Here is a 9,903-nt window from a genome sequence, read left to right on the forward strand (position 1 = left end):
TCACATGATCGTCCAGATGGACATAGAGTGCCGTCAGAAGGGCGTCCAGCTCAGTCTTCACAAACCGATCTTGGACGCCCTTCGCTGTGCCCGCAGACGATCAGCGAATTTCACATCAACGATCTAGGAGCGTGCGGACCGGCCGCCCCCGCCGTCGTCTACTCCCGGCGTCGTAGCCGGGGCGGTCGTCGGTCCCCGAGGGGTAGGCGCAGATGACTCCGCTGGTAAGACGCCCCTGACCAGCGGCTGGACGACGATTGCGGTCATGAGGACCACGGTCGGTACGTCCACGGGGCTCACCCTCGCCGCGGTGGCCGTCGTGCAGTTCATGGTGTCGCTGGACCTGTCCGTGGTGAACGTCGGGCTCCCGGAGATCGCCGTCGGCCTGGGGTTCGGCGCGGCGGGCCTGACCTGGGTGATCCACGCCTACGCGCTCACCTTCGGCGGGCTGCTCCTGCTGGGCGGCAAGGCCGCCGACCGGTACGGGCGCAAGCGGGTCCTGCTGCTCGGCCTCGGCCTGTTCGCGCTCGCCTCGCTCGCGGGAGGTCTCGCCCTCGAGCCCGGCCACCTCGTCGCCGCCCGAGCCGTACAGGGCATCGGGGCCGCGGCGCTGGCTCCGGCCGCGCTGGCGCTGCTGGCCACGACGTTCCCCGAAGGCCGGGCCCGCGTCCGGGCCTTCGGCGTCTGGAGCGCGACGAACGCCGCCGGCGGCGCCCTCGGCGTGCTGATCGGCGGCCTGCTCACCGAGTACGCCGGCTGGCGCTGGGTGATGTTCGTGAACGTGCCCATGGCCGCCTGCGCGCTGGCCCTGGTCTGGCGGGGCGTCGCCGCCGGGCCGCCCCCGGCGCGCGGCGGCCGCCCGGACGCCCTCGGCGCGGTGCTGGCCACGGCGGGCATGACGCTGCTGGTGTTCGGCGTCGTCCGCACCGATCGGTATGCGTGGACCTCGCCGGCCACGCTGACGACCCTGGCGGTCGCCGTCGTGCTGCTGGCCGCGTTCGTCCACGTCGAGCGGACCACGGCGCGCGACCCGCTGATCCGGCTCGGCCTGCTCGCCGGCCGCTCGGTCGCCGGGGCGAACGCCTACAACCTCCTGACCGGTGCGGCCATAGCGTCGGCCTTCTACTTCGTCTCCCTCTACCTGCAACGCGTGCTCGCGACGGGGCCGGCGCTGACCGGGCTCATGTTCCTGCCGCTGGCCCTCGGCGTGGTCGCCGGCTCCGTGCTCGCCGTCAGACTCGGCCACCGTCTCGCGCCGCGTACGCTGCTGATCATCGGCGGGCTGCTGACCGCGACCGGGATGGCGTGGTTCGGCCTGATCAGCCCGGACGGCGCTTTCGTCACCGACGTCCTCGGGCCTTCGATCGTGGCCAGTGTCGGTTTCGGGCTCTGCCTCGGCCCGATCGTCTCCATCGGCACCGCCGGGGTCGCGCACCACGAGAGCGGCACGGCGTCGGGCCTGCTCAACAGTTCACGCCAGATCGGCGCCTCACTCGGCCTGGCCGTGCTCGGCACCGCGGCGCAGCACCGCACCGGCCGGACCGTCACCCCCGAGACCCTCAACGACGGGTACGCGCTCGGCCTGACCCTGGCCGCCGGGCTGCTGGCCGCCGCCGTCCTCATCGCATTAGCCGTCCTGCGCCCGACCGGCCCGCCGCCACGGGCCGAGCAGACCGATGACCGGTTGAACCGGCAACCGGCCAGTTGACCGAAGGAAGGACGCATGACCGTCACCCCGATCGATCTGTTCGCCTCGCTGCTCCGGCTGCACCAGAGCGGCGAGATCCACGCCGGGAAACGCCCCACGGACTTCGACCAGGACGGCTGGCGGCTGAGGGCCTTCCACGCGAAGACCGACGCCGACGTCCACGCCGACCACTGGGAGGTCCATCCCGAGGCCGAGGAGATCGTGTCCTGCCTCATCGGCAAGATGCGCCTCTACCTGCGCCCGGAGCGGCCGGGACAGGGCGAGGAGGAGATCAGGCTGCCGGCCGGGACCGCCGCCATCGTCCCGCGCGGACGCTGGCACCGCATCGAGCTGGACATCCCCAGCGCCATCATGGCCGTCACCCTGCCGCGCGGCACGCGGCTGGAGAAGCGGATCGGAGCCTAGCGCCGGCATGGAAGGTCACACGATGAAAGACCATGCGCCTGTCGTGGGTCTCGGGGAGTTGCTGCGCCCCGTCCGGTCCCGGCTGGGCACGGCGATCGCTCTCCAGGCCGTCGCGGCGGTGGTCGCCGTGGTGCCGTTCGCCGCGGTGGCCGAGCTGGCCAGGGTGCTGCTTGCGGCCGGACCGGCCGAAGGCGGCCGCGCGTGGGCGGTCGCCGCGATCGCGGCGGGCGCGCTGGCGGTGTGGCTGGCGCTGACCACCGCGGCGGGAGCGCTCGCCCATCACGCGGATCTCGATCTGCAGTTGTCGGTACGGCGGCGTCTGGTCGACCGGCTGGGCCGCGTCCCGCTGGGGTGGTTCACCGATCGGGGCGCGGGCGGCATCGGGAAGGCGGTCCAGCACGACGTGGACGCGATGCACCACCTGGTCGCGCATTCGTTGCTGAACTTCACCGCGAGCGTGGTGACGCCGCTGGTGACGCTGGTCTACCTGTTCTGGGTGGACTGGCGGATGACGCTGATCCTGCTGATCCCGATCGTGATCGGCGTCGCGGTGTTCGTCCGGCTGGCGATCAGCCTGAACGCGGGGACGGCGGCCTACGAGGAGGCCCAGCAGCGCATCGTCGGCAGTGTCATCGAGTTCGTCGAGGGCATCGCGGTGGTGCGGATGTTCGGGCAGGCCAGGCGTGCGCATCGGCGTTACGCGCAGGCCGCCGACGATTTCGCGACGTTCTTCATCGCCTGGATGTCGACGGGGTTCCGGGCGAGCGCGGTCTCGGCCCTGGCGCTGAGCCCGGTCACCGTTCTGCTGACGGTGCTGGCCGGCGGCACGGCGCTGGTCTCCGCCGGTCATCTGGACGCGCTCGACCTGCTGCCGTTCGCGATCCTCGGGCTGGGGCTGGCCGCGCCCGTGCAGGCGCTGGACTTCCACAGCCACGACATGGAGATGGCGAGCGCGGCGGCCAAGCGGGTGGGCGCGCTGCTCGCCGCGCCGGAGCTGCTGGCGCCCGCCGAGCCCCGGCACCCGGACCTCCGCGGGGGCGTCCGGGTGGAGTTCTCCGGGGTGGGGTTCGCCTACGACGCGGATCGGCCGGTGTTGAGCGGTGTCGATCTGGTGCTCGAGCCGGGCACCGTGACCGCGCTGGTCGGCACGTCGGGTTCGGGGAAGACGACGCTGGCCAAGCTGCTGCCGCGGTTCTTCGACCCGACCGCGGGCGGCGTCTCGATCGGCGGCGTCGACCTGCGCGACATCGCGCCGGACCGGCTGTACCGGCTGGTGTCGTTCGTCCTGCAGGACGTCCACCTGCTGGACGCCAGTGTGCGCGACAACATCCGGCTCGCCCGTCCCGACGCGGACGAGGAGACGGTGCGCCGCGCCGCGCGGGCGGCCCTCATCGACGAACGCGTCCGTGCGCTGCCGCGCGGCTACGACGCGGTGGTCGGCCGGGACGTGCGCTTCTCCGGTGGTGAGGCGCAGCGGATCTCCATCGCCCGGGCCGTTCTCGCGGACACCCCGATCGTGGTGCTCGACGAGGCGACCGCGCATGCCGATCCCGAGTCGGAGGCGATGATCCAGGACGCGCTGTCGGAGCTGGCGGCCGGGCGGACCGTGCTGGTCGTCGCGCATCGGCTGGCCTCGGTGGTCAACGCCGACCACATCGTGGTGCTCGAACAGGGCCGGACGGTCGAGCAGGGCACCCACGAGGAGTTGCTCGCCGCCGACGGCCGGTACGCGCGGATGTGGCGGCTGCAGGAGCAGACCGGTCCCGAAGACGCCTACGCCGGGGCCGGCACGGCGAAGGAGGAAGGACGATGATCCGTCGACTGTTCGACGCGCTCGGCCCGGAGCACGGCGGCGCGCTGCGCCGGCTGCTGGGCTGGTTCACCGCGGCGGCGCTGCTGCAGGGGGTGGCGTTCGTCCTGCTGGTCCCGGCGCTGCGCGAGCTGCTCGGCGGCGAACCGGAGCGGGCCTGGCCGTGGGTGGTCGCGCTCGCGCTGGCGTGGGCCGGCTACGCGGCGGTGAACCACCCGGCGACGCTGATCGGTTACCGGACCTGCGCGGACCTGCTCCGCGACCTGCACGGCCGCATCGGTGACAAGGTCGCGCAGCTGCCGCCGGCGTGGTTCACCGCCGATCGCGTCGGCGGGCTCGGGCGCCTCGCCTCGCAGCGCGTGATCGACATCATGGGGCTGCCCGCGCACCTGCTGCGGCAGCTGGTCGACGCCGTCGTCACACCGCTGGTCGTCGTGCCGGCGATGGCCCTGTTCGACTGGCGGCTGGCCGTCTCGACGGCCGTCGCCGCGCTGGCCGTGGCGGTGGTGTACCGGGTGGCGAGCCGGAGCATGCAGGCCGCCGACCGGGACGCGGACCGCGTCCACGCCGACGCCGCCGGGCGGATCGTGGAGTTCGCGCGCGCCCAGCCGGTGCTGCGGGCCTTCGGCCGGACGGTGGAGGGGCACGCCGCACTCGACGAGGCGCTCAAGGCACAGCACGCGGCCGGTGGCCGGATGTTGCGCGCCGGCATGCCGGGCATCGTCGGGCTCGGCTTCATCGCGCAGGCGGCGTTCGTCGCGCTGCTGGCCCTGGGCACGTACCTGGTGCTGGACGGTTCGCTGGGGACGGCCGAACTGGTCGCGCTGCTGGTGCTGGCGGCGCGGTTCGTCGAGCCGGTGATGCTCCTCGCGGAGCTCGGTGGCGCGATCCGGGTCGCCGAGAACGCGTTGGCCGAGATCAACGCCCTGCTCGGCACCGAGACGCTGCCCGAACCCGAGGTGTCGCGGCGGGCGGACGGCGCCGACGTCGAACTCGACGACGTGCGCTTCGGCTACGACGGCGCCCCCGTGCTGAACGGGCTGTCGATGCGGGTGCCGCAGGGCCGGATCACCGCGCTGGTCGGCCCGTCCGGCGCGGGCAAGACGACCGTGATCAAGCTGATCGCGCGGTTCTTCGACCCCGACGCCGGCACGGTACGGGTGGGCGGTGTGGACGTTCGCGACATGCGGACCGAAGACCTGATGTCGCTCATCTCCGTGGTCTTCCAGGACGTCTACCTCTTCGACGGCTCCATCCTCGACAACGTGCGCGTCGGCAGGCCCGACGCCACCGACGAGGAGGTCTACGCCGCCGCCCGCACGGCGCGCGTCGCCGACATCGCCGAACGCCTGCCCGGCGGCTGGGACGCGCCGGTCGGAGAGGGCGGCAGCAGGCTGTCGGGCGGTGAGCGGCAACGCATCTCCATCGCGCGCGCCCTGCTGAAGAACACCCCGATCGTCCTGCTGGACGAGGCCACCGCCGCGCTGGACGCCGGCAACGAGCACGCCCTGCGGCAGGCCGTCGCGGCGCTGGCCGGGCAGCGCACCGTCCTGATGATCGCGCACCGCCTGCAGACGATCCGCGACGCCGACCAGATCGTCGTGCTGGCCGACGGCGTCGCCGCCGAGACGGGAACCCACGAGGAGCTCCTCGCCGCGGACGGCCACTATGCCCGGTACTGGCGGGAACGCAGCCGAGCGGCCGGCTGGCGCCTGACCCGCCGCGACCCCGTCCCGGCAGAAAACTGAAACGCACTCCAAATTTGGTGTAGGCTCCACCGATGTGACCGAAGGACTGAGGGAGCGGAAGAAGCGGCTGACCAGGCAGCGCATCTCCGAGACGGCCGTGCGGCTGTTCGTGCAGCGCGGTTTCGACAACGTGACGATCGCCGAGGTCGCGGCCGCCGCCGAGGTGTCGGTCAACACCGTCTACAACTACTTCCCGGCCAAGGAGGACCTCGTGCTGCCGCCCGAGGAGGCCTCGCCGCGGCGGCTGGCCGACATCGTGCGCGCGCGGCCTCCCGGGCGGTCCGCGGCCGCGGCGGTGCTCGGGCGGCTGCGCGAGGAGGTGCGCGGGCGCGAGCGGCGGGTGGGCCTGAGCGCCGGGTTCGGGCGGGTGCTGGAGATGATGCGGGCCGCTCCCACGCTCACCGCGCGACTGGAGGAGCTCGGCCACCAGATGACCGAGGAGCTGGCCGCCGTTCTGACCGAGGAGACCGGCGCCGGGGCGGACGACCCGTTGCCGCGGGTGGTGGCCTGGCACCTCGGCTGCCTGCACGCGCTGGTGCTGAGCGAGATCGCCCGGCGCACCGCGGCCGGGCAGCGGCCCGAGGAGATCGCCGGGGCCGTGCTGGAGTTGCTGGACGCCGCCGAGAGCGTGCTGGGCGAACGCGTCCTGGCCTATGCCGTGCGAGAGGAGCCGGTGTGTTCAGGGTGACGATCAGCGGGAGGTTCACCGGGATCGACGACGCCGGACGGGCCGCCGTGCGGGCGGCGGGCGGCCTGGCGTTCACCGAGGCCGGGACGTTCACGCATGACGCGAGCGTGTCGGCGTTCACGTTCCGGTGCCAGGTGCCGGCCGGGCCCGGCGACGGCGAGGACGAGGCCGCGCTGGGCGCGATGGCGGCGCTGGAGGCGCACGGCCAGCCGCACGAGATCCTGCGCCTCGCGGTGACCGACCTGCGGGAGATCAAGATTCGCCGTCGCCGCTGATCTCAGATCTGGGATATATTCCCGGATGTGATACAGGACGTCGAGGCACGGCTGGCCGAGCGGCTCGCCGCGCTGCGCGCCGAGCGCGGCTGGTCGCTGGAGGAGCTGGCGAGCCGCTCGGGGATCAGCCGCTCGACGCTGTCGCGGCTCGAACGCGGCGAGATCAGCCCCACCGCGGCCCTGCTCGGCCGGCTCTGCGCCGTCTACGAGCGCACGATGTCCCGACTGCTGGCCGAGGTGGAGTCCGAGCCGCCGCAGGTCGTCACCGCCGCCGGCCAGCCGGTGTGGCATGACGAGGAGTCGGGGTTCGTCCGCCGCTCGGTGTCGCCGCCGCACCCCGGGTTGCGCGGCGAGGTCGTCGAGGGGCGGCTGCGGGCCGGGGCCGACATCGCCTACGACACGCCCCCGGTGCCCGGGCTGGAGCAGCACATCTGGGTCCTGGAAGGGGCGGTGGAGATCACCGCCGACGGGCGTACGCATCGGGTGGAGGCGGGCGACTGCCTGCGCTTCCGCCTGTGGGGCGCCTCCAGGTTCCGCTGCCCCGGCCCCGATCCCGTACGGTACGCGATCTTCGTCGTCCTGCCCTGACCCCCGATCGGAGGAGTGCATGCCCAGCATCGAGCGCGTGTCCGCCGCGGAGTTCGGCCCCTGCGTCAAAGAGCTGGCCGACCTGCTGGCCGACGCCGTGGAGGGCGGCGCGTCCGTCGGGTTCGTGACGCCGTTCGGCCATGAGGACGCCGCCGCGTGGTGGCGGGCGCAGGCCCCGGCGGTGGCGGCCGGCGACCTGCTGGTGTGGGCCTGCCGCGAGGACGGCGCCATGGTCGGCACCGTCAGCCTGCTCCTGGCGGGCAAGCCCAACTCCCGCCACCGCGCCGAGCTGGTCAAGCTGCTGGTCCGCCGTTCCGCCCGCGGCCGCGGCCTGTCGCGCGCCCTGCTGGCCACCGCCGAGCGGGCCGCGGCCGAGGCGGGGATCGAGCTGCTGATGCTGGACACCGAGACCGGCAGCACCGCCGAGCACGTCTATCTCACCGGCGGCTGGACCCGTTACGGCGTCGTCCCCGCGTACGCCGGGGCGCCCGACGGGACGCTGCTCGACTGCAGCTTCTTCTACAAGCGGCTGTCATAGCGTCTGGGCGAGCGCGTCGAGGTCGGCGAGGCGGCCGGCGGGGGCCAGGCGGGCGGCGGTGGCGACGAGCAGCAGCTCGGTCACGGCGATCTCGTGCGCCAGCGGCGCGATCGGCCCGGCGGCCTCGCGCGGCAGCCTGATCAGCACCTCCGCCTCGGCGGCCAGCGGCGACTCCCAGGCGTCGGTGACGAGCACCAGCCGGGCTCCGCGGGCGCGCGCGGCCCGCACGAAGCGCGCGGCGGCGGCGGAGTAGCGGCGGAAGTCGTATGCCACGATCACGTCGGATCCGCCCAGGTCGAGCACGGTACGGGCGCGGGCGTGCGCGGGCGTGCGCGGGCTCCGGCACCCGGTGCGCGCCCGGTCGCAGGCCGGACAGCTGGCGCACCAGGTATTCGGCGGCCAGCTCGCTCAGCGGGCCGCCGAACGCCCACACGCCGCGGGCCTCCGCCAGCATCGCCGCCACGGCTTCGTAGAGCGGCTCGGGGACGGCGGCGAGCGTGCTCTCCAGCCCGGTCCGCAGGTCCTGCGCGGCCTGCCCCACCTGCGCACCGGTCGTCGCGCCGGCCGGTGGCGCGGGGGCGCGGGTGACGAACTCCAGGAGGCGGGAGCGGTCGCGTACGGCGGCCTGGAAGTCGGCGAAGCCGAGCCGGTCGAACAGGCGGGAGGCGGTCGGCGGGCTCACCCCGGCGCGCTCGGCGAGCGCGCGCAGGGAGCCGAGGGCCGCGAACGGGTAGTCGTCGAGCAGCACCCGCACGACCGCTCGCTCGCCGGGTCTCCCTCAACGAGGGCAACACCCCGCTGCTGCGCTCGGAGCACCTGTCGGGCCTCACCGCGTGCGAGGTGTGGCTGAAGGTGGAGGGCGCCAACCCGACCGGGTCCTTCAAGGACCGCGGCATGACCGTGGCCATCAGCCGGGCGGCCGAGGCCGGCGCGGAGACCGTGATCTGCGCGTCCACCGGCAACACCAGCGCCTCGGCCGCCGCGTACGCCGCCCGCGCCGGGCTGACCGCCGCCGTCCTCGTCCCCAAGGGCCGCGTCGCGCTGGGCAAGCTCAGCCAGGCCGTCCGGTACGGCGCCGAGATCGTCGAGATCGGCGGCACGTTCGACGACTGCCTGCGGGTGGCCCGCGAGCTGGCCGCGCACCACCCGGTCGCGCTGGTCAACTCGGCCGGGAACGAGCTGCGCCTGGCAGGGCAGCGGACGGTGGCGTACGAGGTCGTGGACGCCCTGGGCGGGGCGCCGGACGTGCATTGCCTGCCGGTCGGCAACGGCGGCAACATCACCGCGACGTGGGGCGGCTACCGGACCTACCGCGACGCCGGCCTGTCGGACGGGCTGCCGCGCATGTGGGGTTTCCAGGCGGCCGGCGCGGCGCCGCTCGTGCACGGGACACCCGTGGCCGCGCCGCGTACGCAGGCGACGGCGATCAACGTCGGCAACCCGGCCACCTGGGACGGCGCCGTGACCGCCCGTGACGAGTCCGGCGGGCTGATCGGGGCGGTGAGCGACGAGCAGATCTTCGCCGCGTACCGGATGCTGGCCCGCCGCGACGGCGTCTTCGCCGAGCCGGCGTCGGCGGCGGGGGTCGCGGGACTGCTCGACCTGCACGCCAGGGGCCTGCTGGAGCCGGGGCTCCGGATCGTGGTCACCCTCAGCGGGAACGGCCTGAAGGACCTCGACGCCTCCCTCCGCGACGGCTACACACCCCGCGAGACGCCCGCCACCACCGCCGCCGTGGCCCGCGCCCTCCGCCTGGCCGCCTGAGGGTGCCGGTGATGCAGCACTAGCCGCTGTAACTACGCTTTGTAGCGATTGTGTGACGTTAAGTGGTTTGGTGCTCGGGGACGGGTTTTAGGACGAAGGTTGACGTCCGCGAGAGGACGAGTCCGTGACCCCGACCGACTTGCGGCCTGTTCTGTGGCGTGGGGCGGCCGCGGCGCTGTTGTTCGGCGCCGCGGCGTCCGCGCCGTTGTACGAACCCGACACCGTCGCCTGCACCCGGCTGCTCGAACCCGAGCACACCTACCGAGCCAACCGTCAGACGTTCACCACCGACGCCGCCGGGCGGCCGGTCGACGCGCTGGCCAGGACGCTGGTCGATCGGGACGCTCCGCGCGGGGAGTGCGAGGGCGCCGTGGGGGAC

General features: G+C 73.8%; 11 protein-coding genes and 1 pseudogene. 11 read left to right on the forward strand and 1 reads right to left on the reverse strand.

What is annotated here, in order from left to right; translation table 11 throughout:
* Positions 1–265: 265 nt before the first annotated feature.
* Genes C1J01_RS41850 through C1J01_RS41885 form a run of 8 tightly spaced genes read left to right on the forward strand, consistent with a single transcriptional unit; the run spans position 266 to position 7,760 of the window.
* On the forward strand, positions 266–1,708 hold the full coding sequence (locus C1J01_RS41850; protein ID WP_111184596.1) for an MFS transporter: 1,443 nt from the start codon (positions 266–268) through the stop codon (positions 1,706–1,708).
* Positions 1,709–1,723: 15 nt separating this feature from the next.
* A complete protein-coding gene (locus C1J01_RS41855) occupies positions 1,724–2,113 on the forward strand; it encodes a cupin domain-containing protein (protein ID WP_111184597.1) in 390 nt (129 codons plus the stop codon).
* Between the two features lie 22 nt (positions 2,114–2,135).
* Positions 2,136–3,926 (forward strand): ABC transporter ATP-binding protein, encoded by a 1,791-nt coding sequence (locus tag C1J01_RS41860; protein WP_111184598.1) that lies wholly within the window; start codon positions 2,136–2,138, stop codon positions 3,924–3,926.
* A complete protein-coding gene (locus tag C1J01_RS41865; RefSeq protein WP_111184599.1) occupies positions 3,923–5,671 on the forward strand; it encodes an ABC transporter ATP-binding protein in 1,749 nt (582 codons plus the stop codon). The genes C1J01_RS41860 and C1J01_RS41865 overlap by 4 nt, the downstream gene beginning before the upstream one ends.
* Before the next feature lie 34 nt (positions 5,672–5,705).
* On the forward strand, positions 5,706–6,359 hold the full coding sequence (locus C1J01_RS41870; RefSeq protein ID WP_111184600.1) for a TetR/AcrR family transcriptional regulator: 654 nt from the start codon (positions 5,706–5,708) through the stop codon (positions 6,357–6,359).
* On the forward strand, positions 6,347–6,634 hold the full coding sequence (locus C1J01_RS41875) for a DUF6204 family protein (RefSeq protein ID WP_111184601.1): 288 nt from the start codon (positions 6,347–6,349) through the stop codon (positions 6,632–6,634). Before C1J01_RS41870 ends, C1J01_RS41875 begins: the two co-directional genes overlap by 13 nt.
* A 27-nt stretch (positions 6,635–6,661) precedes the next feature.
* On the forward strand, positions 6,662–7,222 hold the full coding sequence (locus C1J01_RS41880; protein ID WP_235855024.1) for a helix-turn-helix domain-containing protein: 561 nt from the start codon (positions 6,662–6,664) through the stop codon (positions 7,220–7,222).
* 19 nt (positions 7,223–7,241) lie between these two features.
* Positions 7,242–7,760, forward strand: a complete 519-nt coding sequence (locus tag C1J01_RS41885) for a GNAT family N-acetyltransferase (RefSeq protein WP_111184603.1) — start codon at positions 7,242–7,244, stop codon at positions 7,758–7,760.
* On the opposite strand, the gene C1J01_RS41890 is transcribed toward C1J01_RS41885, so the two are convergent.
* Positions 7,755–8,063 carry an SIS domain-containing protein gene (locus C1J01_RS41890; RefSeq protein ID WP_111184604.1) on the reverse strand — a complete coding sequence of 103 codons (309 nt, stop codon included), beginning with the start codon at positions 8,061–8,063 and terminating at the stop codon, positions 7,755–7,757. The two genes, C1J01_RS41885 and C1J01_RS41890, sit on opposite strands and share 6 nt — an antisense overlap.
* Before the next feature lie 194 nt (positions 8,064–8,257).
* Here C1J01_RS41890 and C1J01_RS49350 point away from each other — a divergent pair, with 194 nt between their 5' ends.
* The 3 genes and pseudogenes from C1J01_RS49350 to C1J01_RS41900 form a co-directional block, all read left to right on the forward strand.
* Positions 8,258–8,494: a hypothetical protein gene (locus C1J01_RS49350; RefSeq protein ID WP_146615917.1), complete on the forward strand. Its 237-nt coding sequence runs from the start codon at positions 8,258–8,260 to the stop codon at positions 8,492–8,494.
* A 37-nt stretch (positions 8,495–8,531) separates the two neighbouring features.
* Positions 8,532–9,524: pseudogene (thrC, locus tag C1J01_RS41895) on the forward strand (threonine synthase); the annotation flags it as partial.
* 124 nt (positions 9,525–9,648) lie between these two features.
* A partial coding sequence (locus C1J01_RS41900; RefSeq protein ID WP_146615918.1) for a hypothetical protein occupies positions 9,649–9,903 on the forward strand: 255 nt, incomplete at its 3' end.

It is taken from the genome of Nonomuraea aridisoli, assembly GCF_003236395.1.
Lineage (GTDB): Bacteria > Actinomycetota > Actinomycetes > Streptosporangiales > Streptosporangiaceae > Nonomuraea > Nonomuraea aridisoli.